Annotated in this window: 23 protein-coding genes; 11 read left to right on the top strand and 12 right to left on the bottom strand. The window is 33.4% G+C overall.

What is annotated here, in order from left to right; genetic code table 11:
* Positions 1–17 precede the first annotated feature (17 nt).
* A complete protein-coding gene (locus ACFX5F_RS06580; RefSeq protein WP_379851089.1) occupies positions 18–431 on the bottom strand; it encodes a type II 3-dehydroquinate dehydratase in 414 nt (137 codons plus the stop codon).
* A gap of 80 nt (positions 432–511) precedes the next feature.
* Positions 512–1,075, bottom strand: coding sequence for a porin family protein (locus ACFX5F_RS06575; protein WP_379851087.1), 564 nt, complete (start codon positions 1,073–1,075; stop codon positions 512–514).
* Positions 1,076–1,437: 362 nt separating this feature from the next.
* On the opposite strand from ACFX5F_RS06575, the gene ACFX5F_RS06570 reads away from it, so the two are divergent.
* From ACFX5F_RS06570 to xerA, 3 genes are all read left to right on the top strand, one after another.
* On the top strand, positions 1,438–2,028 hold the full coding sequence (locus tag ACFX5F_RS06570) for a porin family protein (protein WP_379851085.1): 591 nt from the start codon (positions 1,438–1,440) through the stop codon (positions 2,026–2,028).
* 156 nt (positions 2,029–2,184) lie between these two features.
* On the top strand, positions 2,185–2,775 hold the full coding sequence (locus ACFX5F_RS06565; RefSeq protein ID WP_379851083.1) for a hypothetical protein: 591 nt from the start codon (positions 2,185–2,187) through the stop codon (positions 2,773–2,775).
* Positions 2,776–2,851: 76 nt separating this feature from the next.
* A complete protein-coding gene (xerA, locus tag ACFX5F_RS06560) occupies positions 2,852–3,751 on the top strand; it encodes a site-specific tyrosine recombinase/integron integrase (RefSeq protein ID WP_379851081.1) in 900 nt (299 codons plus the stop codon).
* A gap of 96 nt (positions 3,752–3,847) precedes the next feature.
* Here xerA and rny read toward each other — a convergent pair whose 3' ends face one another.
* The 3 genes from rny to ACFX5F_RS06545 all read right to left on the bottom strand — a co-directional run bounded on the left by rny (position 3,848) and on the right by ACFX5F_RS06545 (position 6,210).
* Positions 3,848–5,410, bottom strand: a complete 1,563-nt coding sequence (gene rny / locus ACFX5F_RS06555) for a ribonuclease Y (protein ID WP_379851079.1) — start codon at positions 5,408–5,410, stop codon at positions 3,848–3,850.
* Between the two features lie 207 nt (positions 5,411–5,617).
* Positions 5,618–5,911 carry a cell division protein ZapA gene (locus ACFX5F_RS06550; protein WP_379851077.1) on the bottom strand — a complete coding sequence of 98 codons (294 nt, stop codon included), beginning with the start codon at positions 5,909–5,911 and terminating at the stop codon, positions 5,618–5,620.
* 8 nt (positions 5,912–5,919) lie between these two features.
* Positions 5,920–6,210, bottom strand: a complete 291-nt coding sequence (locus ACFX5F_RS06545) for a hypothetical protein (RefSeq protein ID WP_379851075.1) — start codon at positions 6,208–6,210, stop codon at positions 5,920–5,922.
* 179 nt (positions 6,211–6,389) lie between these two features.
* Here ACFX5F_RS06545 and ACFX5F_RS06540 point away from each other — a divergent pair, with 179 nt between their 5' ends.
* The 3 genes from ACFX5F_RS06540 to ACFX5F_RS06530 all read left to right on the top strand — a co-directional run bounded on the left by ACFX5F_RS06540 (position 6,390) and on the right by ACFX5F_RS06530 (position 11,412).
* The gene (locus ACFX5F_RS06540) at positions 6,390–8,087 is read left to right on the top strand and encodes a M23 family metallopeptidase (protein ID WP_379851073.1); all 1,698 of its coding nucleotides are present in this window, start codon (positions 6,390–6,392) and stop codon (positions 8,085–8,087) included.
* Positions 8,088–8,099: 12 nt separating this feature from the next.
* On the top strand, positions 8,100–10,565 hold the full coding sequence (locus tag ACFX5F_RS06535; RefSeq protein WP_379851071.1) for a TonB-dependent receptor: 2,466 nt from the start codon (positions 8,100–8,102) through the stop codon (positions 10,563–10,565).
* 124 nt (positions 10,566–10,689) lie between these two features.
* The gene (locus ACFX5F_RS06530) at positions 10,690–11,412 is read left to right on the top strand and encodes a hypothetical protein (RefSeq protein WP_379851069.1); all 723 of its coding nucleotides are present in this window, start codon (positions 10,690–10,692) and stop codon (positions 11,410–11,412) included.
* Between the two features lie 76 nt (positions 11,413–11,488).
* Here the strand turns inward: ACFX5F_RS06530 and ACFX5F_RS06525 are convergent, their stop codons facing one another.
* The 5 genes from ACFX5F_RS06525 to ACFX5F_RS06505 form a co-directional block, all read right to left on the bottom strand.
* Positions 11,489–12,190, bottom strand: coding sequence for a hypothetical protein (locus ACFX5F_RS06525; protein ID WP_379851068.1), 702 nt, complete (start codon positions 12,188–12,190; stop codon positions 11,489–11,491).
* An 18-nt stretch (positions 12,191–12,208) separates the two neighbouring features.
* The gene (locus tag ACFX5F_RS06520) at positions 12,209–14,041 is read right to left on the bottom strand and encodes an ABC transporter ATP-binding protein (protein ID WP_379851066.1); all 1,833 of its coding nucleotides are present in this window, start codon (positions 14,039–14,041) and stop codon (positions 12,209–12,211) included.
* Complete coding sequence (locus ACFX5F_RS06515; protein ID WP_379851064.1) at positions 14,041–15,768, bottom strand: phospho-sugar mutase; 1,728 nt, start codon at positions 15,766–15,768, stop codon at positions 14,041–14,043. The genes ACFX5F_RS06520 and ACFX5F_RS06515 overlap by 1 nt, the downstream gene beginning before the upstream one ends.
* A 280-nt stretch (positions 15,769–16,048) precedes the next feature.
* On the bottom strand, positions 16,049–17,008 hold the full coding sequence (locus ACFX5F_RS06510) for a glycosyltransferase family 2 protein (RefSeq protein WP_379851062.1): 960 nt from the start codon (positions 17,006–17,008) through the stop codon (positions 16,049–16,051).
* Positions 17,009–17,014: 6 nt separating this feature from the next.
* Positions 17,015–17,548: a DUF4199 domain-containing protein gene (locus tag ACFX5F_RS06505; RefSeq protein WP_379851060.1), complete on the bottom strand. Its 534-nt coding sequence runs from the start codon at positions 17,546–17,548 to the stop codon at positions 17,015–17,017.
* Between the two features lie 240 nt (positions 17,549–17,788).
* Here ACFX5F_RS06505 and ACFX5F_RS06500 point away from each other — a divergent pair, with 240 nt between their 5' ends.
* The 3 genes from ACFX5F_RS06500 (at position 17,789) to ACFX5F_RS06490 (ending at position 21,233) form a co-directional block, all read left to right on the top strand.
* Positions 17,789–18,040, top strand: a complete 252-nt coding sequence (locus ACFX5F_RS06500; RefSeq protein ID WP_066077760.1) for a type B 50S ribosomal protein L31 — start codon at positions 17,789–17,791, stop codon at positions 18,038–18,040.
* 173 nt (positions 18,041–18,213) lie between these two features.
* Entirely contained in the window at positions 18,214–19,389 is a 1,176-nt protein-coding gene (locus tag ACFX5F_RS06495) for a GlmU family protein (RefSeq protein WP_379851058.1), read from the top strand.
* A 206-nt stretch (positions 19,390–19,595) separates the two neighbouring features.
* Positions 19,596–21,233: an ABC-F family ATP-binding cassette domain-containing protein gene (locus ACFX5F_RS06490; RefSeq protein ID WP_379851056.1), complete on the top strand. Its 1,638-nt coding sequence runs from the start codon at positions 19,596–19,598 to the stop codon at positions 21,231–21,233.
* A 75-nt stretch (positions 21,234–21,308) separates the two neighbouring features.
* Here the strand turns inward: ACFX5F_RS06490 and ACFX5F_RS06485 are convergent, their stop codons facing one another.
* Positions 21,309–21,593: a GNAT family N-acetyltransferase gene (locus ACFX5F_RS06485; RefSeq protein ID WP_379851294.1), complete on the bottom strand. Its 285-nt coding sequence runs from the start codon at positions 21,591–21,593 to the stop codon at positions 21,309–21,311.
* Between the two features lie 540 nt (positions 21,594–22,133).
* Here ACFX5F_RS06485 and ACFX5F_RS06480 point away from each other — a divergent pair.
* Positions 22,134–22,796: an alpha/beta hydrolase family protein gene (locus tag ACFX5F_RS06480; RefSeq protein ID WP_379851054.1), complete on the top strand. Its 663-nt coding sequence runs from the start codon at positions 22,134–22,136 to the stop codon at positions 22,794–22,796.
* A 47-nt stretch (positions 22,797–22,843) separates the two neighbouring features.
* On the top strand, positions 22,844–23,737 hold the full coding sequence (locus ACFX5F_RS06475) for a lytic transglycosylase domain-containing protein (RefSeq protein WP_379851052.1): 894 nt from the start codon (positions 22,844–22,846) through the stop codon (positions 23,735–23,737).
* A 105-nt stretch (positions 23,738–23,842) separates the two neighbouring features.
* Here ACFX5F_RS06475 and ACFX5F_RS06470 read toward each other — a convergent pair whose 3' ends face one another.
* Positions 23,843–24,358 (bottom strand): DUF2892 domain-containing protein, encoded by a 516-nt coding sequence (locus ACFX5F_RS06470; protein WP_379851050.1) that lies wholly within the window; start codon positions 24,356–24,358, stop codon positions 23,843–23,845.
* Positions 24,359–24,440: the final 82 nt, after the last annotated feature.

Below are 24,440 nucleotides of genomic sequence, written 5' to 3'. Positions count from 1 at the left end.
ATGATTTTGATATTAAACTAAAGAAAAGATTGTATTGCTAATTCATAACTTTTTAAACCAAATCCAAGAATTACTCCTTTTGCATTACCTGTAATGTAGGATTGATGCCTGAAGCTTTCACGAGAAAAAGTATTCGAAATATGCACTTCAACCACGGGTGTAGTTATGGCTTTTACAGCGTCACCAATTCCTATAGAAGTATGCGTATAAGCCCCGGCATTTAATATAATTCCATCATAAGAAAAACCATATTCCTGAATTTTATCGATTAATTCCCCTTCTATATTGCTTTGATAATAGCTGAATTCTATTGCAGGAAATTTAATTTGCAAAGTTGTGAAATATTCTTCAAAAGTTAGATTTCCATATACTTCGGGCTCACGTTTTCCTAAAAGATTTAGATTAGGCCCATTAATAATACTAATTTTCATTGTGGTTCTTTTTGTAAAAATAAAAAAACCGTTCCAATTTATGGAACGGTTTTAAAAAATAAATTTTTATTTTAATTTTCTTAGAACTTAAAACCTGCTGAAACTTGAACAACAGAGTTTTTAACTTGTGCATCTTTCGAGGCATCAGTTAATCCTAAGCCATAACGACCTTGAATAAATAGACTCTTTGTAATATTTAGTCCTAGACCTCCAACAACTGCAAAATCAAAAGTATTTGCATCCTTAACATCAAAATTGTTTCTTTCGCTCAATAAAAATGATGCTTGTGGTCCTAGCTCAAGGCTGACGAATTTGTTCAAATTAATTTTTGCTAAGACAGGAATAGATAAATAGCCTAATTCGTTTCTAAATTCTTCAGTTGCATTTTTGTAAGTTGCTCCTTGGGTAGAATAAAGTAACTCAGGTTGGATCGCGAAACTATCTACAAGTTTTATTTCGGCAATTAAACCCGCATGGTAACTTGTAATGGCATCTGTTTGATAATTACGGCCGTTTACTGTGATGTCAGATCCATTCTGATTGGCATAATTTACTCCAGCTTTAACTCCAAATTTAACTAATTGTGCTTGCATATTCATCGATATAGCAACAAGTAAAACGGTAACGAAGATTGTCTTTTTCATAAAATGGTATTTAATTTGTATTAATTATTTAAACTTAAAACTCTCAATTTTGACAATTATTGCCTACAATTAGTAAACAAAATAATAGTCAGGGATATTTTAAAAACAAAAATAAGCTTATATGGCAAAATTTAAAAGCAGTATTTTTCTTAATTTATTGCTAGTTATCTACCTCAAAAAGTAGGGTTACTTGTTGTGCAGTTGCATTTTTCATGCCAAAAAATGAAAAATAAATCTTACTTATTTCTTTTTTTGCATGCGTACAACTGTAATATATTGATAATCAACGAGTTTAATTGATTAATTATAATTCAAAGGTTGGTTTTTTTAACTTTGTTGTTATAAATTTTAAATAATTAATCATGAAAAAAATTACTTTATTATTAGTATCAGTTCTCACAGTGGGTTTTGTGAATGCTCAAGACAAGGAAGATATGTCGTTTGGAGTGAAGGGTGGTTTGAATATTTCCTCCGTTACTAACACTGACCAAGATGGTGTAAATTCAAAATCTTTAATAGGTTTTCATGTAGGTTTTTTTAGCGAATTTATGATAAGCGATAATTTTGCAATTCAGCCAGAGTTACTTTATTCCGCACAAGGGGTAAAATTGGAGTCTGGTGGTGACAATGGCGATTTGAAATTGGACTATATCAATATTCCAGTCATGGCTAAATATTACGTGGCTAATACCTTTAGTCTTGAATTTGGGCCTCAAATTGGTTTTCTGGTGTCTGCCAAAGCAAAATCTGGCGGCGTTTCTGAGGATATTAAAGATCAGTTAAAATCGACTGATGTAAGTTTGGGTTTTGGCGCCGGCTATTATTTTGCGGAAAAATTTATGCTTGGAGCGCGCTATAATTTAGGCTTAACACGAATACAAAAAGATTTATTTCCTGGGGAAGCAGAGTCAAAAAATTCTGTTTTTCAAATTTCGTTAGGGTACAAATTCTAACGTTCTAATAAACATATCCATAAACCTTCCGTTACAGCGGGAGGTTTTTTATGAATGGAACTTTTTTAAAATGGATTTTTTTTTTTTGTAGTATAAATAGTAATTTTTATAATTAACAATTAATTAGATTTGTCTTAAATATTTTAAATAAAAAAAATGAAAAAAGTAATTTTAGCAGTTACGGCATTCTTAGTATTTACAATTGGTTATTCGCAAAAAGAAGGAGGAGCCAGAGTTGGTTTAGATTTTGGATTTGTTCCAGCACAAGGTGGAGCTGGTGTGTTATTTTCTATTGAACCAAAATATAATATTAAAGACAATATGAATGTGGGTTTGCGGATTGGTGCTGCAGGAATAGTTAGAGATATCAATGATTCTGGCACTAGCACAAGTGCAAAAGTTTCGGCTAATAGTTCTTACGTTGCTACTTATGATTATTACTTTAACAAATCAGGAAAAACTTTTGTTCCTTATATTGGCGGAGGTACAGGATTTTATACAGTAGGAAATGTTCAGTTTGATGATATTAATAGTTCAAATAACGTAACATTAGATGCCACAAGTAATTTTGGCGGGTTAGTCAGAGGTGGTTTTGAGTGGGGTAAATTTAGAATGGGAATGGAATACAACTTAGTTCCGAAATCGACTTTACATGACATGAATGGGAATAATCGAGGAACGGTTTCAAACACATATTTGGGGATACACCTAGGGTTTTATATTGGTGGTGGCAAATGGGGCAAATAACTTCTTTTGTAAATTATTTTAAAACCTCTAATTTAGGAGGTTTTTTTATGTCTAAAAAAATCTTTACTTTGTAAACATGGATTGGAATTCATACATCAAAAGCTATCAATCTTATTTGAAAATCGAACGAGGTTTGTCAAAGAATACGATCGAAAATTACTCTTTCGATATTGATAGACTACGACTTTTTCTTATTGAAAATGAAATTGCTGTTTCTCCCATACAAATAGGAGAGGAGACTTTGCAGCAATTCATTTATAGTGTTTCAAAACAAGTTAATCCCCGTTCGCAAGCCAGAATCATTTCTGGTTTAAAGAGTTTTTTTAGCTATTTGATATTTGAAGATTACCGTGCAACTAATCCTCTTGAATTGATTGAAACACCTAAAACAGGTAGAAAACTACCGGATACCTTAACAACTGCTGAAATTGACGCACTAATTGCAGCAATTGACTTAACATCGAACGAGGGAGAACGCAATAGAGCTATACTGGAAACGCTTTATGGTTGTGGACTTCGAGTTTCGGAATTGACAGCTCTTAAAATTTCTGATTTATTTTTTGATGAAGGATTTATAAAAATTACAGGAAAAGGAAATAAGCAGCGTTTCGTACCTATTGGGGATTTGACTCAGAAGTACATTCAAATTTATAAAAACAATAATAGAACTCTGTTAAGTATTCAAAAGGGATTTGAAGATACTTTATTTTTGAATAGAAGGGGTAAACAATTGACTCGAGCTATGATTTTTACCATTATTAAAAGTTTAGCAATAAAAATTGATTTGCATAAAAATATAAGCCCACATACATTGCGGCATTCTTTTGCGACGCATCTTCTGGAAAATGGTGCTGACTTGCGTTCTATTCAATTAATGCTGGGACATGAGTCAATAACCACTACTGAGATTTACGTGCATCTTGACAGAAAGTTTTTGAGAGAAGTAATTAATACTTTTCATCCTAGAAAGAGTTAGTAAATACTGTTTAGATTAAAGATTCCATAAAAAAAAGACTTATCGATTTTGAATCAATAAGTCTTTTTGCATTATCTATTGAGAATTAGAGAAGGACTATTTTGCAATATTGACAGCTCTTGTCTCTCTAATTACAGTTACTTTAACTTGACCTGGATAAGTCATTTCTGTTTGTATTTTTTGTGATATCTCAAAAGATAAAGTAGCAGCATTATCATCTGAAACTTTTTCGCTTTCTACGATAACACGAAGTTCTCTACCAGCTTGAATAGCGTAAGCATTTTTTACACCGCTGAATCCGTAAGCTACTTCTTCCAGATCTTTTAAACGTTGGATGTAAGAATCTAATACTTGTCTTCTTGCACCCGGTCTAGCTCCGGAAATAGCATCACAAACCTGAATAATAGGAGATAATAATGATTTCATTTCTATCTCATCGTGGTGAGCACCAATTGCATTACAAACTTCTTCTTTCTCACCATATTTTTCAGCCCATTGCATTCCTAACAAAGCGTGAGGTAAATCACTTTCAGCATCTGGAACTTTACCAATATCGTGCAATAAACCGGCTCTTTTGGCCAATTTTACATTCAGACCTAATTCAGCTGCCATGATTCCACAAAGTTTAGAAACTTCACGGGAGTGTTGCAATAAATTTTGTCCGTACGAAGAACGGTATTTCATACGCCCAACTACTTTAATTAATTCCGGATGCAATCCATGAATTCCCAGATCAATAACGGTGCGTTTACCAACTTCTATAATTTCATCGTCAATTTGTTTAGCGGTTTTAGCAACAACTTCTTCAATTCGGGCAGGGTGAATTCTTCCGTCAGTTACCAATTTGTGTAAAGCCAAACGAGCTATTTCTCTACGTACTGGATCAAAACAAGACAGTATGATAGCTTCTGGTGTGTCATCTACAATGATTTCAACTCCAGTTGCTGCTTCTAGCGCTCTAATATTTCTACCTTCACGACCAATAATTCTACCTTTAACATCATCAGATTCAATGTTGAATACCGATACGCAGTTTTCTACTGCTTCTTCAGTTCCAACTCTTTGAATTGTATTGATAATGATTTTCTTCGCTTCTTGTTGTGCTGTCAATTTCGCTTCTTCAATAGTATCTTGAATATGCGACATTGCTTTGCTTTTAGCTTCGGCTTTTAAACCTTCAACCAATTGATTTTTAGCATCTTCGGCAGATAATCCGGAGATAGCTTCCAGTTGTTGTAATTGACTTTTATGTAATTTGTCAACTTCAGTTTGTCTTTTGTCTAAAACTTCAATTTTAGTATTGTATTCTAACGTTTTTGATTCAAAATCATCATTAACCTTTTTAGCTTTTGATAATTCATTAGAAATTTGAGATTCTTTATCTCTGATTCTTTTTTCTATTTCTGCTACTTTTTTATCACGAGAAAGGATTACTTGCTCATGCTCTGATTTCAATTCGATAAATTTTTCTTTTGCTTGAAGTATTTTATCTTTTTTTATGTTTTCAGCTTCAAGATTAGCGTCTTTTAAAATTGATGCAGCTTCTTTTTTAGCATTTTTAATCAAATTAGAAATATTGCTTTTTTCAATTACTTTGGCTATACCAAAACCCCCTACAATACCTATAATTCCTGAAATGATGATCGTTACTATGTCCATGTTTGTTAAAATTTATATATAAAAAAGCCTACATTAGTGAGATTGAATAAACTCGGAATGACAAGTTTTGAGCTAACTCGTTGTTCAAACTTCCAAACTGAATTGGCTTGTTATAGTAACGATGATTTGCTCATTCTAAATTGTTAGTGTTGAGTTTACCAAATGTGAACTAATGTAGGCAGTATCTTAGTCTTTTGTAAAGAACGTTTAATTGTCGAGATATTGATCTAAAAGCGCGTTGATTTTTTTTATTCTTTCAATGGTTGCTTCACCATCAATAGCATTATCAATTTGTTTTTGTTCTGATTGTGATGCAAATTGTAAAGCACACATGGCTAATACGTCTTGTTTATCACGAACTGCATAATTTTCTTCAAACTGCTTAATCATCACATCAATTTTCTTTGAAGCGCTTCTAAGGCCTTCTTCCTGAGACAATTCAACCGTTAGCGGATAGACTCTGTCTGCAATTGATATTTTAATTTTAAGCTTTTCGTCCATATCTATTATTAATCTGATAGTTGTGCTATACAGTAATCAATTTCGCGAATTAATGAATTTATTTTAAGCTTCGTATCTCTTTTATTTTCGTCACTGCCTAGTAATGCGTTTGCCATTTTTAGTGTTTCACACTGCGTTTTTAGCGCTTCAATCTCTTGAGATTGAGTTTGTATGACTTGTGCAGCTTTTGTTAATTCAATTTTTAAATCTTGACTGTTTTTCTCTAAACTTTTCATTTTCAGGAAAAGTTTTTCAACCTTATTTTCAAGAGTATCAATTATTTCTGCAATTACACTCATTATATTGCTGTTTCATTACTTAATCTTACAAAGTTAGTATTCCTTTTTATTATTGCAATATTTTATTGATTTTTTTACGTTAAAAAAATCAATTATATGTAATTCAGTAAGTTGTGAATTGATTTCGTTTCTAATTTGTATTAAGCGGTTTTTTTTTATCTTAGCAAAAATCTATTCGAATGAAACTTTTTATTTTTTTATTTTTATTTAGCAGTTCTCTTTTTGCTCAGACAGAATATCCAAAAGACTATTTTAGTCCGCCACTTGATATTCCGATGCAGCTTTCAGGAAACTTTGGAGAATTAAGACCTAATCATTTTCATGCAGGTTTTGATTTAAAAACAATGCAAAAGGAAGGATTGAAGGTGCACGCTGTTGCTGATGGATATGTGTCCAGAATAAAAATTTCAACTTTTGGTAATGGAAAAGCAATCTACATTACCCATCCCAACGGATTTACTTCGGTATATGGGCATCTGCTAAGCGCTAATGATGCCATTGAAAAATACATTAGAAAGTCCCAATATAAAGAGAAGTCATTTGAGATTGAACTGTTTCTAAAGCCAGATGAATTGGTTGTCAAAAAAGGACAAATAATTGGGTTTTCTGGAAACACAGGTGCTTCTGAGGGACCGCATTTGCATTTTGAGATTCGGGATACTAAAACGGAGAAGGTGATAAACCCACTGTTTTTTGGTTTTGATAAAAATATACGAGATACAAAAAAGCCTGTTATTTCTGCTGTTTATGTATATCCGTCAGATTCTAAAACAACTATCAATCATTCGAAGCGACCTTTATTATTAAATTTGTCTTTGCAAAAAGACGGAAGTTATTTGGCAGAAAAAGTAGTTTCCAACGGGAAGATAGGTTTTGGTATTACTGCTTTCGATTATGATGATGTCTCTTTCAATAGAAATGGAGTCTTTAAAGTACAGTCCTTTTTTAACGGAAAACCAAACTTCGGTTATCAATTTGACACCTATTCTTTTGATGAAATGAGATACGTGAACGCACTGATCGACTATTCAAGATACAAAACTATGGATCAAAGGGTTCAAAAATTATTTATGAAAAATAAATATGGGTTAAGTATCATCAAAACTGATGAGACCAATGGGATATTTTCGGTACTGCCAAATTTAGCATCGGTTTGTCGTATTGAAGTTTCTGATTTTTATGGAAATAAAATGACTGTTTCAATTCCTATTCAATATGATTTATTGTCGACCATTATTGATGAAGAGCCAATTATATCAAAGTATTTTGTGAAAGCAAATAAAGACAGCAATTTTGCCAAAGACAACATGTCTGTTTTCTTTCCTGCGGGGACTTTTTATGATGATTTTAATTTAAATTTTGATGTAAAAAACGAGACCTTATTTCTTCACGATGACACTGTTGCGGCTCATAGTAATTTCACCATTTCCATTGAAGACATTAAATATAGTGAGGCTCAAAGAAGCAAACTATTTATTGGTATGATTGATGGAAAAAAAATAAGCTACCTTCCTACTTTTCGTAAGGATAGTTTGTTTACAGCAAAATCAAAGACATTAGGTCAGTTTGCTTTAGTTTTGGATACAGTTGCTCCTAAAATTAATATTGCAAAGCCTATTGAAGGGAAGTGGTTAAGTGAGCAAAAGACAATTCAACTTACAATAAGTGATAGTTTATCAGGTATAAAATCATATAACGGCTATTTGAACGGCAACTGGATATTATTCGAATATGATAATAAAACTAAAAAAATAACACATAATTTTAGCGATGGAATTGTGGTCGAAGGTGCCAATGATTTAAAAGTTGTTGTAATTGATAATGTAGGAAATTCGTCTACCTTTGCGACTCGTTTTTTTAGAAGCCAAAAAAAATAAAAGCCAAATCATTTGAGTACGAATAGATTAATACTTGTTTTCTTTTTTTTCTGTATTGGGTTTACTGCAACGGGCCAGAATGCTCGAATTAAAGGAATTGTTCTGAACTCCAGCAATCAACCAATTGCGAATGTAAATGTTGTCTGTCTAGGTAATTCTTCACAATCCAATGCGAATGGTTTTTTTGATTTAATTGTTCCTGCAAATCAAAAAGTGACAGTTGTTTTTACGCATGTTTCTTTGAAAAAAACTACCGTTTCTATTTTATTAAAACCTAATGAAGACTATGAAATGAACTTGGTAATGAATGAGTATCAGGAACAAATGGGAGAAGTTATCATAATATCCAAAAACAAAAAAAGAATTCAAGGAATTATTACAATTGAACCTGAAGTTATTCGGAAAATGCCTGGCGCTAATGCCGGTATTGAGAATATTTTAAAAACCTTGCCTGGAGTGAATTCTAATAATGAACTGAGTACGCAGTATGCGGTTCGTGGTGGGAACTATGATGAGAACTTGGTTTATGTAAATGAAATTGAAGTCTATCGTCCCTTTCTTATTCGTTCCGGACAACAAGAAGGATTAAGTTTCACAAATACAGACTTGGTACAAAATCTGGACTTTTCCGCTGGCGGTTTTCAAGCTAAATTTGGAGACAAACTATCCTCAGTCTTGGATATCACTTATAGAAAACCTACAAAATTTCGAGCAACACTTGAAGCGAGTCTTCTTGGCGGAAGCCTGTCTGTAGATGCTGTTTCTAAAAATAAAAAATGGTCAGCGATTACTGGAGTAAGATATCGAAATAATAGTCTTTTGGTAAAAAGTCAGGATACTCAAACTAATTTCACGCCTTCATTTGTAGATATTCAAACAAACATAAATTATCAGGCTTCTGTTAAATGGCAGTGGAGTTTTCTTGGAAATATTTCTCAGAACAAATACCAATATCAGCCATTAAGTCGGCAAACGAATTTTGGAACGCTTGATAAACCGATGGCGCTTTTGATTTATTATGAAGGGCAGGAGAAAGATAAATATGATACTTATTTTGGAGCAGTAAAGTCGACATTTAAAGTAAATAACAATTTTACTTTAAAATTTATCGGATCCGTTTTTCATACTTTAGAACAAGAATATTTTGACATTTTTGCACAATACCGTTTGGGAGAGGTAGATGCTAATATTGGTTCTGAAACTTATGGTAATGTTGATTTTACAAGAGGAATAGGGACGCAATTGAATCATGCTCGAAACGATTTAGATGCCTTAATTGTAAACACGGAGGTAAAAGGAATTTATGATTGGAAGGAAAACCAATTGGAATGGGGCGTAAAATACACACGAGAATCTATACGCGATCGAGTGGTAGAGTGGGAAGTAATCGATTCAGCGGGGTTTTCTATAAACCCTCCTATTGTAATTTTGCCTAAAAATGACCAGCCCTACTCTTCCTATACAGGACCTTTAGTTCCATACCAAAATGTGAGAGCCACTAATTTTAATACCATCAATAGATTTTCAGGTTATGCGCAATGGAGCCGTAAAGAGCATATAGGTTCTAGTGAAGTTTGGTATAATGCAGGAATGCGAATTCATAATTGGGAAGTTTTAGGAGATAATATAGCTGGCAAGTCACAGATGACAATCAGTCCAAGAGCACAATTTGCCATAAAACCGGATTGGGAAAAGGATATGGTTTTTCGACTTTCTGGAGGATTATATCATCAACCACCATTTTATCGGGAGTTGCGAGATGCCAATGGAGTAGTGCAGCCTGATGTGAAGGCTCAACAATCCGTTCATATTGTTTTGAGTAATGATTACAGTTTCAAAATGTGGAATCGTCCTTTCAAACTGGTTTCGGAGTTGTATTATAAATCGCTGACGGATGTAAATACGTATACCATTGATAATGTTCGCATACGTTATGCAGCTGCTAATAATGCTAAAGCATATGCGCAGGGATTAGATGTAAGGTTGAATGGTGAGTTTGTTCCCGGAACAGAATCTTGGTTGAGTTTTGGCTACTTAAAAACAGAAGAAAACAGCGCCGATAGAGGATTTATTGGCAGACCTACAGATCAAAGATTGAAATTTGGACTTTTATTCCAAGATTTCATGCCTAATATTCCGAGTGTTAAATTGTATTTGAATTTGGTTTATAATACTGGTTTACCTGGTGGATCACCTTCTTACGCAGATCCATATTTGTACCAAAATAGATTAAAAGATTACCGAAGAGCTGATGTCGGGTTCTCTAAAGTATTTATTAATGATAGTACCAATGGTACTAGAAGTTGGTTGAAAAGTTTCAAAGAGTTAGAAATAGGTTTAGAGATTTTTAATCTTTTTAATAACCAAAATGCAATTACGAATACTTGGGTTCGCGATGTTTATTCTAAAAATCAATACGCAATTCCAAATTATATGACAACCAGGGTTTTTAATGTAAAATTAAATGCAAAGTTGTAATTGAGATAAAACAAGGAATTTTAATAATGGTTGAAACGATTTTTCTGATACAAATCAATAAAAGAATACCGATACCGTTTTTAAAAATGATTACATTTGAATTTATTATAAAAAGTATACCATCATGAAAAAGTTACATATCACTTTATTAGGAATATTTGTTTTGCTTTTAGCCAGCTGCAAAGAAGATCAAGAAAAACCAAAAGTTACTTATGATGCTTCTAATAAAGGAAAAAGTATGGCGAAAACGGATTCTACTTTAATCGCAATTGCTGATTTACCTATTCAGATGGAAGGAACCGATTATTTGATTCACCCAGTTGGCGATTTAAGTATTCGTGAAAAAGGGATTAAAACGAGATATGGATCTTCCAGTGTGAATGATTTGAGTTTTACAATATCTAACTACGGAGAAAATGAAATCACTGGTTTTTTGCAGAATTTAAAGTTTCAGCGTGTAGACTCTGATTCTATAAAAGCATTGACGGATAAACCAGTTTTAATTCAAACGGCTACCTATTTAAAATCTGTTTCTGATAAAACCAAGAACCAAATTATGGTTTATACGATGGTTGATGTAGACACCAATAAGGATGGTAAATTAGACACAAGTGATATTAAAGCATTGTATCTTAGTAAGATAAGTGGTGAAAAATTCACTAAAGTTTCTGAAGATTTTCAGGAATTGATAGATTGGAAATTGATGGAATCAAAAAACTACTTGTATTTTAGAACAGTTGAGGATACTAATAAAAATGGACAATTTGATAATAAAGATGTGGTTCATTACAACTATATCGATTTGTCAAAGAAAGACTGGAAAGTTGTCAGTTATAAGCCAGTTTAATATTTGAAAGCAGGGTTTTAGTACAAATATGTATTTCTGAATCACAGATTTGTCTTCCAAACTACAGCAGAAAGAGTTAAATCAAAATATCACTTTCTAAATCGGATTTTTCAATCTCAAAATTAAATCCTAATTCAGAAACCAGTTGGATCACTAAATTTTTGTACCAATTTTCCGATTTTGGATGAATGTAAATTTTTTCGATTAATTGGCTGATGTCGACATTGATTTTTAAACCTTCATTAAGAGTGATTTTATTCTCACCAATATCAGTGATGATTCGGACTTCACGTTCATACTGAAAACTTTTTCGTTTAAACAGAAAAGGGAAGAACATATCGTCAAACGGAATGTACTCTTTTTTGTAATCGATATAATTGACTTCTCCAATATGCTGATCAAAATTTGTTTCAGGTTGCAGCGCGTTTTGTAGTCTCCCAATCGTAGATTGAATTGCTAATCCTTCACTGTTCTGCGTGAAAATCTGCCACATCGCAAACGATTCATATTCATTGATGTGCCAACTGCTGATGGCCACCTTTTCCCGATGACTTTTATAATAGTTCAAAAAGTCAGGGTTGTCAATGGATAATTTCCTGATTTCTTCGAATGTAGGTTCGCTAAAAGTGCCTTCGTACTGATCTTCAAATTTATCAGAACGAGACATGAATAACTTTTGAGACATCAATAAATCCAAAAATTTTGACAAATCCAGGTATTTCCAAACGATTGTGTTTGGATCTTCGGGCAGTTTTATATTTGGATTATTGAGGTACATCTGTTTAGATATTAAAAATTAGGATTCGAAAGACTGCAGGTTTACTAATTTGCTGTAAGTACCATTCATTGCCATAAGTTCATCATGTTTACCTTGTTCCACAATCTTCCCTTTTTTCATGACCACAATTAAATCTGCTTTTTGAATAGTAGAAAGTCGGTGCGCAATAACAATGGAAGTTCTGTTTTGCATCATGTTTTCTAATGCGACTTGTACAAATTTTTCACTTTCGGTATCCAATGCTGATGTCGCTTCATCCAAAATCATAATTGGGGGGTTTTTCAAAACAGCACGGGCAATAGACAGTCTTTGTTTTTGACCGCCTGAAAGTTTATTTCCGCTGTCGCCAATGTTGGTATGAATTCCAAGCGGTAAATCTTTTACAAATTCATAAGCGTTGGCAATTTTTAAAGCTTCAACAATTTCTTCATCCGTTGCGTCATCTTTACCAAGCGAAATATTGGCTTTTATGGTATCATTAAATAAGATACTGTCTTGAGTTACCAGTCCCATCAAATCACGAAGCGAGTGCAGGTTCATGTCTTTGATGTCAATTCCATCAATAGCGATTGTTCCTTCATTTACATCATAAAAACGAGTCAGTAAATTAGCAATGGTGCTTTTTCCGCTTCCAGATTGTCCTACAAGAGCTACTGTTTGTCCTTTTTTTACTTCAAGTGAAAAGTCTTTTAAAACCGCTTCGTCTTCGTATTTAAAATTGATATTTTGGATGGTGATATTCGAGTCAAACGTTTTTTTGTCAACAGCATTTTCTTTAGAAGTAATCTCGTTTTCAACTTCCAAAACTTCAAAAACACGTTCAGCTGCAGCCAAACCATTTTTTACTGCATAGGAAGCCTTCGAGATAGCTTTTGCAGGAGTTAGAATATTAAATGCTAAAGTTAGATATGCAATAAAAACAGCACCTTCAAGTGATTTATCTATTAAAACTAAACTTCCTCCATAAAAAAGTAAACAGGCAATTGTTGTTACTCCTAAAAATTCGCTAAGGGGTGTTGCCAAATTATTTTTAGTCCCGATACTGTTTGTTAAGTTCAATAATCTCGTCACTGAATCGTAAAATCTCCTTTTGAAATTACGTTCAGCATTGTAGCTTTTAATTACTTTAAGGCCACCTAAAGTCTCGTCAACAATGGAAATCAAGAAGCCACTTTCTCTTTGAGCTTCCAGGGATTGTGCTCTCAAATTTTTAGCAAGTTTTGAAATTATCCATCCCGAAATTGGCATAAAAATTAAAACAAATAAAGTCAGTTTTAAACTTATAATAAACATAGCTCCTAATGCAAAAATAATTGTCAGTGGTTCTTTTACCACTAATTCTAATATAGAAAAAAAGGAGTTTTGCACTTCATTTACATCACCAAGCATACGCGCCATAATATCGCCTTTTCTTTTTTCAGAATAATAGGATATAGGCAATTCTATGATTTTATCGTACATTGATTTTCTCAAATCTCTTAAAACTCCATTCTTCAAATGCATGATATGGTATGATGCGAGATAGTTAAATAAGTTTTTGAAGAAAAACGTTATGATTACCATTAAAACAACAAACATAAGAACTACTTGAATGTTGTTTTCCCTTGTTAACGCTGAAATTTTGTAATAAAAAAAATCAGAACTATAGTCTTTTATATGTCCTATTCCCTTGTATACCGGTTCTTTTAGTATTTGTTTGGTTTTGCCAAAAAGGACTTCAAGTACAGGAAAAATGGTAAGCATGGAAATAGTGCTAAACAAGGCATACAAAATGTTGTATATCACATTCCAGATAATATGAGACTTATATGGTTTTGTATAAGGAAGTAATTTTAATAAGCTTTTGTCCATTAGTTCAATTGCATTGCAGTAATTATATTTTTAATTTTTTGATCCAAAATAGCTTCCACTTCGTTGAAATCCTCAACAGATTCCAATTCCGTATTCACGCTAATATAGAATTTTATTTTTGGCTCCGTTCCGCTTGGTCTGGCACAAATTTTTGAACCGTCTTCCGTGTAATAAATAAGTACATTCGATTTTGGAATATCCATATTTGTGACTTCACCAGTAAGTAGATTTTTTGCTGTTGAAGATTGGTAATCTTCCAACATAATTACTCTTTGTCCGTTGATTTCTTTCAATGGATTTTCTCTCATGTCAATCATCATCTGATTGATTTCCTGTAAACCGTCCATTCCTTTTTTAGTCAAGGAAACTAAATATTCTTTATAGAAACCATTGTCAACATACAATTGAAGCAATTCTTTGTAAACGGTACTGCCTTTTGCTTTGGCCTGAGCGGCTAATTCACAAATTAACAAAGTAGCGGCAACAGCATCTTTATCACGGACCGCATCGCCTACCATGTAACCAAAACTTTCTTCACCGCCACCAATGAATTCTAACTCCGGGAAATCCTTTATCATTTTGGCAATCCATTTAAAGCCAGTTAATCCCACTTTGCATTCTACGCCATAATTCGTGGCTAATTCCATCATCATAGGAGTAGAAACAATTGTCGAACCCACAAATTGTTTACCATTTATTTTCCCTGCTTTTTTCCATTGTTCCAGCAAGAAAGCAGTCATTAAAATCATCGATTGATTTCCGTTCAGCAAGGTCATTTGTCCTTCATTATTTCTAACGGCAACGCCCAATCTATCGCAATCAGGATCTGTCCCAATAACAATATCCGAATTGGTTTTGTCTGCCAATTCTAATGCCATAGTCAGTGCTTCCGGTTCTTCAGGATTTGGAGATTTTACCGTTGGGAAATCACCATTTGGAACTCTTTGTTCTTCAACAATATGCACATTAGTGTACCCGGCTTGCGCCAAAGTATCAGGAACTAATGTAATCGAAGTTCCATGCAATGAAGTGAAAACGATATTCAGATTTTCTTTGGTTGCAGCCGAAGTGTCAAAACTTGCATTTGCAATAGAGGATTTTATGAACGCTTTGTCAACATCTGTATCAATATAATGAATCAAATCTTCATTTGCAGAAAATTTGATTTCATTGTAGTTTAAATTTTCAATAGTAGTAATAATCGCTTCATCTTCTGGAGGAACAATTTGCCCACCATCTTCCCAATACACTTTGTAACCATTGTATTCTGGCGGATTGTGAGAAGCAGTAAGAACAATTCCGGCTTGACAACCTAAATGTTTAACCGCAAATGATAATTCAGGAGTTGGTCTCAACTCCGAAAACAGATAAACCGTAATTCCATTTGCCGTAAAAACGTCAGCAACTACTTTTGCCAGAGTATCGCTGTTATGACGACAGTCGTACGCAATAGCAACTTTCAAATCTTTGTTTGGAAACACTTTATGCATGTAATTGGCCAGACCTTGCGTGCTTTTTCCAAGGGTGTATTTATTAATTCGATTGTTCCCAACGCCCATAATACCGCGCATTCCGCCTGTTCCAAATTCTAGATTTTTATAAAAGCTTTCTTCCAGTTCTTTAGGGGAAGTAGTCATCAATTCCTTGATGGCTGCATGTGTTTCATTATCAAATGTTGGCGTAAGCCATTCATTTACTGCATCCAAAATGTTTTGTTTGATATCCATTTTATAGATTTTTTTAGTGTCTAAATTTTTAGTTTAAAACATCAAAATAGTCATTTCATTTAACAATTTTGATGTTTTTTAGGAGCTGTTTCCTGCTTTCCGTTTCAATCTTTTTATCGGTAAAAACCTCAAAAAAGGATTTCCACTTTAATCAGGGCTAGAGATTTGTTGTAGCGAAAAATATGTTCTTTCAATATTCACTTCCTGCAATCAGAATGACAAAAATCGTATAAGTCAATCTTCAAGTTCTACTATAAATGTATGTTTAATTTTGTGAGAATTATAAAAAATTTACCTCACTTGAAACTTTATAACGTTCTTCATTGTTTTTGGTTCGCAAAATTATTTCGCCAAGAAATCCAGCCAAAAATAATTGGGTTCCCAATACCATCGTTGTTAGCGCGATGTAAAACCAAGGATTGCTGGTGACTAAATTATAATGCATGTCATTATACATGTGATAGAGTTTTGAAACTCCGATGTAACCGGCTAATAAAAAACCAATAATAAACATCAAAGAACCCATAGCACCAAATAAGTGCATCGGTCTTTTTCCAAAACGGGAAAGAAACCAAATGGTAATCAAATCCAGGAAACCATTGATAAAACGTTCCATTCCAAATTTAGTTTCACCATATTTTCTGGCTTGATGCTGTACCACTTTCTCGCCAATTTTTCCAAAACCGGCATTTTTGGCCAAAACCGGAATGTATCGGTGCATTTCTCCCGATACTTCAATGTTTTTAACCACCACATTTTTATAGGCTTTCAGTCCGCAATTGAAATCATTCAATTCCACACCAGATGTTTTTCTAGCCGCCCAATTAAATAATTTAGAAGGCAGGTTTTTAGCAACCACAGAATCGTAACGTTTCTTTTTCCAACCGGAAACCAAATCGAATTTGCCGTTGACAATCATTTCATATAATCCGGGAATTTCTTCCGGACTGTCTTGTAAATCAGCATCCATGGTAATGATCACATCCCCTTTGGCTTTTGCAAAACCAGCATGTAAGGCTTGTGATTTTCCGAAATTTTTCATGAAACGAACCCCTTTTACGTGGGGATTTTCTTGAGCAAATCCTTCGATAATATTCCAGGAATCATCAGTGCTGCCATCGTCCAGAAAAATGATTTCGTAAGTATAATTATGCTCTTGCATCACTTTAATGATCCAAGTGTACAATTCTTTAAGAGATTCCTCTTCGTTGAGAAGCGGTATGAGTATTGATAAATTCATTACTGTTTATTCTTGTGATGAAGATTTACTTTTGAAAAATGCAGCCATAATCAATCCTAATATGCCGCAAAAAAAGATTGTGAAAATAGATCCTTTCAACTGTTCAACGATCGAATATGGATCAGTTTCTCTTAGTTTTGAAATGGTTTCATTCAATGATGAAGCTGGTACTCCAAATTTTTCTGAGGTATTAATTAAATATTTAATTGTTAAGTCAAGAAGGGTAGCTTTTACGGAAGGGTCAATAAAATTAAATAAAACAATTTTAAAGGTAACTGAAATCAACACGCCTATTACTGCAGCAATAAAATAAGTAGTAAAAGCCTCTTTAAATGAAAACACACCATTTAATTCTTTTTTTGTTTGAGATAGTAATGTTATAGGAACAATTATAAAAACAGAAAAACTTAAAAGAGTTGTCCACCAAGCGATGAATAAATTGATGTCTAGTGCATACATTGCAGCAGTAATTAAAGATAAAATTACACCCGTTATGATACCATAGGTTAAGCCATTTCTTTTTATGATTTCATTTATCATTGTTCTTGTTTTAAGATTAATCCACAAATATAACAATTCCCAATATATTCGAGTATAAAAATCGCTTTTTACGATTATATAAAAAAAGTCATGCAAAGATTTGATTATTGGAAAAAAATTGTAAATTTGCAAACTCAAAATAATATTGTAAAACAAAAAGTTACGATGAGTTTATACCTTTTCTGTTAGAGGAAAAGCTTCAAGACAAGTTGTGATTAACAAATAAAAAAGATTAACAAGATGAAAAAAGGAATTCACCCAGAAAATTACAGATTAGTTGCATTTAAAGACATGTCAAATGACGAAGTTTTTATCACTAAATCTACTGCAGATACAAGAGAAACATTAACAGTTGACGGTGTTGAATACCCAGTTGTGAAAATGGAGATCTCTAGAACTTCTCATCCTTTTTACACAGGTAAATCTAAACTTATTGATACTGCAGGACGTATTGATAAATTCAAAACTAAATACGCTAAACACGCTAAATAATAAAAGCTTGTTTTTAAAATATTGCCTTCCTCCCGATACTTCGGGACGGGAGGCTTTTTTTATTTTAATCTATTTGAAAACTTTGTAACTTTGAAGTCGATATTATAAAAAGGGAAGTTGTTTAAATTAAATTTTTAATCAACAAATAACCGAATCAACAAATAAACAATTTTATGAACTACATACTTTTTGACGGACCTTCCAGAAATGCCTTATTGCCCTTTACTTTCACCCGTCCCGTTGCGGATATTCTCATAGGAATTATGACCATTCGTCAAAAATGGGAAATGCGTTTAGGTTCTACTACAACTACATTGACAGAGGAATATTTGTCCGAAAAATTTCCAATGGTAGAGTTAGAAGAGAATGTAATGATAAACGCTTCCTTTCTTCCTAATGATATTTTGGTAGAGATGGTTAGTAATCTGGAATCCAATCAAGCTATTTTCAAAGGAGATGAAGTAATTGCTTTTTATACCAATGATGAGCAGGAAGAAGTAGATTTTGATACCTATGAAATTTTAGAATACAATGAAGATTGCTTAACGGTAGAGCATACATGGGATATTTTTTCCAAAAACGATGCAGCAATTCGAGAGGATTTTGAATTCTTAACCGAAGACAGAAAATCACAGCCTATTCCAAAAAGTGTCAATGTCATCGCACCGGAAAATATATTTATTGAAGAAGGGGCAAAGTTAGAATTTGTGACTTTAAATGCTTCAATGGGACCGATATATATAGGTAAAGATGCTGAGATTATGGAAGGTTCTGTAATCAGAGGCCCTTTTGCCTTGTGCGAGAATGCGGTTGTAAAAATGGCTGCCAAGGTCTATGGAGCAACAACTGTAGGTCCGCATTCCAGAATTGGAGGAGAAGTTAATAATTCGGTATTGTTTGGTTATTCTAATAAAGGACATGATGGGTTTTTAGGAAATTCCGTTCTTGGAGAATGGTGTAACATAGGTGCCGACAGTAATAATTCGAACCTAAAAAATAATTACGAAGAAGTGAAATTGTGGAGTTATGAAACCGAAGGGTTTGCCAAAACAGGACTTCAGTTTTGTGGATTGATGATGGGAGATCACAGTAAATGCGGAATTAACACGATGTTCAATACAGGAACAGTAGTAGGAGTAAGCGCTAATATTTTTGGCAGTGGATTTCCGCGCAATTTTGTACCGAGTTTTTCTTGGGGTGGTGCTTCGGGTTTTACCACTTACATCACTAAAAAGGCTTTTGAAACCGCTCGATTGGTAATGTCTCGCAGAAATGTTGACTTTGATGACAGAGAAGCTGCAATTTTAGAACATGTTTTTGAGGAATCTAAAAAATGGAGAAAAGAATAGTCCAATATTAGATTAATTTCTTAATAGGTTTGTCATTTCGACAAAGGAGAAATCTCGCTTGGGATTTCTCATTTGTTGAAATGGCAATTTTAGTTTTATAGATTCCTAAAAACTTTCTAATCTGCAAATTGTCTAATTATGTATTTAAACTATCTTTGCACTTTTAAAATCTGACAATCTAATTATCTAAAAATCTTATAATCTACATGATTACAGTTAACGATATATCCGTGCAATTTGGTGGGACAACGCTTTTTAGTGACGTTTCTTTTGCCATAAATGAGAATGATAAAATTGCCCTTATGGGTAAAAATGGAGCAGGAAAATCGACGCTTCTTAAAATAATTGCAGGTCAAAGCAAACCTTCGACAGGGAATATTTCGGCACCAAAAGATGCTGTTGTAGCATATTTGCCTCAGCATTTATTGGCTACGGATGGCGCAACGGTTATGGAAGAAACCTCAAAAGCCTTTGGTGAAATCTTTGGAATGAAAGCAGAAATTGATGAAATTAATGAGCAATTGACGATTCGCACGGATTATGAAAGTGATGCTTATATGAAATTGATCGAAAGAGTTTCTGACTTAAGCGAGAAATTTTATGCTATTGAAGAAGTAAATTATGAAGCCGAAGTGGAGAAAATTCTACTTGGTCTAGGATTTGTTCGCGAAGACTTTAACCGTCAAACTACGGAATTTTCCGGGGGTTGGAGAATGCGAATTGAATTAGCCAAAATCCTTTTGCAAAAACCAGATTTAATTTTACTGGATGAGCCTACCAATCACATGGATATTGAAAGTATTCAATGGCTAGAGGATTTCTTGATTAATTCAGCTAAAGCGGTTGTGGTGATTTCTCACGATAGAGCGTTTGTAGATAATATTACCAATCGTACCATCGAGGTTACCATGGGGCGTATTTATGATTACAAAGCGAAATATTCTCATTATTTAGAGCTAAGAAAAGACAGACGCGTGCATCAGCAAAAAGCATACGACGAACAGCAACGTATGATTGCTGATAATAGGACTTTTATTGACCGTTTCAAAGGGACATTTTCTAAAACAGATGCGGTTCAGTCTCGAGTTAAAATGTTAGAGAAACTGGTTATAGTGCAGGTTGATGAAGTAGATACTTCAGCATTAAAATTGAAATTTCCTCCTGCAATACGCTCGGGTCAATATCCCGTGATAGTAAAAGATTTGTCAAAATCATACGGAGATCATGTTGTTTTTAAAGATGCTAATGTTGTGATTGAGAGAGGCGAGAAAGTGGCTTTCGTTGGGAAAAATGGTGAAGGAAAATCGACGATGATTAAAGCAATCATGAAGCAAATTGAGATCGATGGTGGAAGTTTAGAGATCGGTCACAATGCACAAATTGGTTATTTTGCCCAAAACCAAGCTTCTTTATTAAATGAAAACGCCACTATTTTTGAAACTATAGATGATATTGCCGTGGGTGATGTTCGAACTAAAATTAAAGATATTTTGGGAGCTTTCATGTTTCACGGTGATGATGTAACCAAGAAAGTAAAAGTGCTTTCCGGTGGAGAGAAAACCCGTTTGGCAATGATCAAATTATTGTTGGAACCGGTTAATTTATTGATTTTGGATGAGCCTTCAAATCACTTGGATATGAAAACTAAAGATATCATCAAAGATGCATTACGTGATTTTGATGGAACATTAATTTTGGTTTCTCACGATAGAGATTTTTTGGATGGATTAGCGACTAAGGTTTTTGAATTTGGAAACAAAAGAGTAGTGGAACATTTTGAAGATATTACGGGTTTCTTAGCACACAAAAAAATGGATAGCATGAAGGAGATAGAGAAGAAGTAGTATTCAGTTTTAAGACGAAACACTTCGGAAATAAAAAAGAGGCGTCCGAAAATTACTTTTTGGACGCCTCTTTTCTTATAATCGTATTCCGGGAGGAAGTAACTCTTTGTAAATTGAATTTTTTTTGAAAAAAACCACTATTTTTGGGAGAATAGGAACGACTTTGAATTTTCGTTCAATTGCGATTCCCATAATATTTTTGAGAAAAGTCGAAATAAATTCCTCATCATCAAAGGATTCCGGAGTGTTTATTTTTGTTAAAAATATTTTTTTTTCCTGAAAAGAGTATTCTACTGAAACTAATCCTTCGTCTGCTAAAGTTTCAAATTGTCGTGCAAAAGTATTGTCTTTAATTTCCATCGTCATATCCGCTTCCATGTTATTAATTAGATTTAATGGTATTTTTACCAAAGGTGTTTTTGATTTGGAGCTTGATTCTGATTTGAAATGTGTCAAAGTCAATAGTTTCCATGGCATCTCTTGCCTTCATTCAAGAAAAGATAAGCTTTGTTTTGGATAATGCATATCTTGAAGTACTAATAGGTTTTGCTACCGTAATTTTCTATTAAAAAAATGTTTCTAATAAATCCAAAATGTATTTTTGGTATCATTATTTATTATCGAAATAGTTACTACAAAGGTATTGATTTGATTTTCAATATCAAATAATTTCAGGGTCTATCTTGGTATAACTCATTCTTTGTCAGTAAATATCGATATTTATAACATTTGGACAAACTAAATTACTTTTCAACTTTTTATTTCGTTCAATTAATTTTGTAGTCATAAATTATTGATAATATAAGGGAGTAAATCAGCTTGATTTCAATTAAAAATTTAATTTTATAAAAAATTAGAGATCGTAAACCAGAGCTTTGTATAAAAACGTTGATAGGAATTATGAGTAAAATACCCGTTTATTTAATGCCTGGATTAGCGGCAAGTACTGCGATTTTTGAGCGAATTGTTCTTCCTTCAGATGTTTTTGAAATTCATCTCTTAGAATGGGAGATTCCTCTTAACAAAGAAACTTTGGCGGCTTACGCGGAGAGAATTGCAGACAAAATTAAAAAACCGAATCCAGTTTTGATTGGAGTTTCGTTTGGGGGTATTTTAGTTCAGGAAATAACAAAATACATTAAAGCAAGAAAAGTAATTATCATCTCTAGTGTGAAAAGTAATTTAGAATTTCCCCGAAGAATGAAAATTGCCAAAACGACCAAAGCCTATAAACTGATTCCGATGAGTTTGATTTTAAATATTGAAAGTCTGGCTAAATTCTCTTTTGGAGAAAAAGTAAATCAAAGATTAAAATTGTACGAAAGATTTCTGTCGGTTCGAGATATTGGCTATTTAAATTGGGCCGTAGAACACGTGATTTTGTGGGACAGGACGGTAGTTGATGAAAATGTGATTCATATTCATGGAGATATGGATGATGTTTTTCCAATAAAATATATTAAGAATTGCACCGTTGTAAAAGGGGGAACTCATGTCATGATTTTGAATAAATACAAGTGGTTGAATGAAAATTTACCAGCTATCATTTTAGATTCAAAGTAGAATTCGGACTGATTATTGTGACTATGCATAAAATAAAAAAGGAAAATATGGAATTGATAAAAAAAGTTGGAATAATTAGCACCGTAATTTTTGTTAGCGGACTGTTTGTTTTCGCAACCACGGGTGAGGCAAGAAATGAAATTACCAAAGAATCAGTTTCTGATTATTTTCCTGTAAAAATTGATTTTGCTGGAGAAGAAACACCTTTGCAAATAGCTGATGTTAAAGAGCGTTTAGATAGAGAACTGCTGGTAAATACCTATGCGCACGCATCGACTATTTTGGTTATAAAAAGAGCCGATCGTGCTTTTCCTGTAATTGAACCCATTCTTAAAAGAAACGGAATTCCAGATGATTTTAAATATCTGGCTGTTATAGAAAGTGGTCTGGTTAATGCGGTTTCTCCTGCAGGAGCAAGGGGAGTTTGGCAATTTATGCCGGATACAGCAAAGGAACGCGGAATGGAAGTCAATGATAATATAGATCAGCGTTATGATTTAGTAAAATCTACAGAAGCGGCTTGTCGTTACTTTTTGAGTGCCAAAGCAAAATTTGGAAGCTGGACATTGGCTGCGGCTTCTTATAACGGCGGGATGACGGGCGTCAATAAGCAAATCGATATTCAAAAAGTGTCTAACTATTATGATTTGCTGCTTACGGAAGAAACGTATCGCTATGTTTTTAGAATTTTAGCGTTGAAAGAGATCATGAAAAATCCGGTAAAATATGAATTTAATATACTTCCGAGAGATAGGTATGAAATTTTGCCGACCAGAAAAATCGACATTGACAGTTCAATTACTGATTTGGCTGAATTTGCAAAAAGACAAGGAATTAATTATAAGATTTTGAAAATACACAATCCTTGGCTCAGGGAGAATAAATTAATTAACGATACCGGTAAAAAATACCAAATCGAAATTCCTTTGAAAGGGTATTAACTTTTTAAACCCTTTAAGATTTTTAAGAAAATATAAGTTGAGTTATAAGCAAAAAAAAAGGACCAAATGTGTATCATTTGACCCTTTTTCGCTAATTGTAATAAATTATATCTTTTTCATTTGTTCTTTCATCATGACAATCTGATCTTTCAACATATTTTGTTTGTCTAATTTTTTAGCTTCATTCAATAGGGAAGTAGCTTCAAGTTTACGGCGACGTGTCATGGCAACGCCAGCTAAGTTTAATTTGGCTACAGCCAAATCCATATCCATCGACAGTCCTAACTCAATTGCTTTCTTGAAATATTTCTCTGCTTGATTGATATTCGTTTGCGAAAGCATGATCCCGTGTAAGTAATTAAAGTATCCTTGTTGTTTTTGTACCAAAGCCGTTTCTGGGCTTTTGATGTATGCTAACCATTTTTTGGCGCCCTCAAAATCTTGTTTTCTTAATTTTAAGAAGGCCAATAAGATGAATTCGTTTTTGAAGTAAAGAAAAATAGGAATTGCACTCAATAAAATAAGGAATATTCCGTTGCCGATATTCCCTTCGGTCATTTGCCAAATGCCAGTAACTATAATAAGTCCGGCGATAATAAGTTTAATATTTCTGTGAAACATAGTGTGATTATTTTAAGATCACAAATATAGTAAAATGAATTGAAAATATTTTTACAAAACTACTTGCGAGAAAAAAAAGTCT

The organism is Flavobacterium zhoui (assembly GCF_042787235.1).
In the GTDB taxonomy this organism is placed as follows: domain Bacteria; phylum Bacteroidota; class Bacteroidia; order Flavobacteriales; family Flavobacteriaceae; genus Flavobacterium; species Flavobacterium zhoui.
Note: the sequence above shows the minus strand (reverse complement) of the source record. Positions and strands in the feature narration are given on the sequence as shown.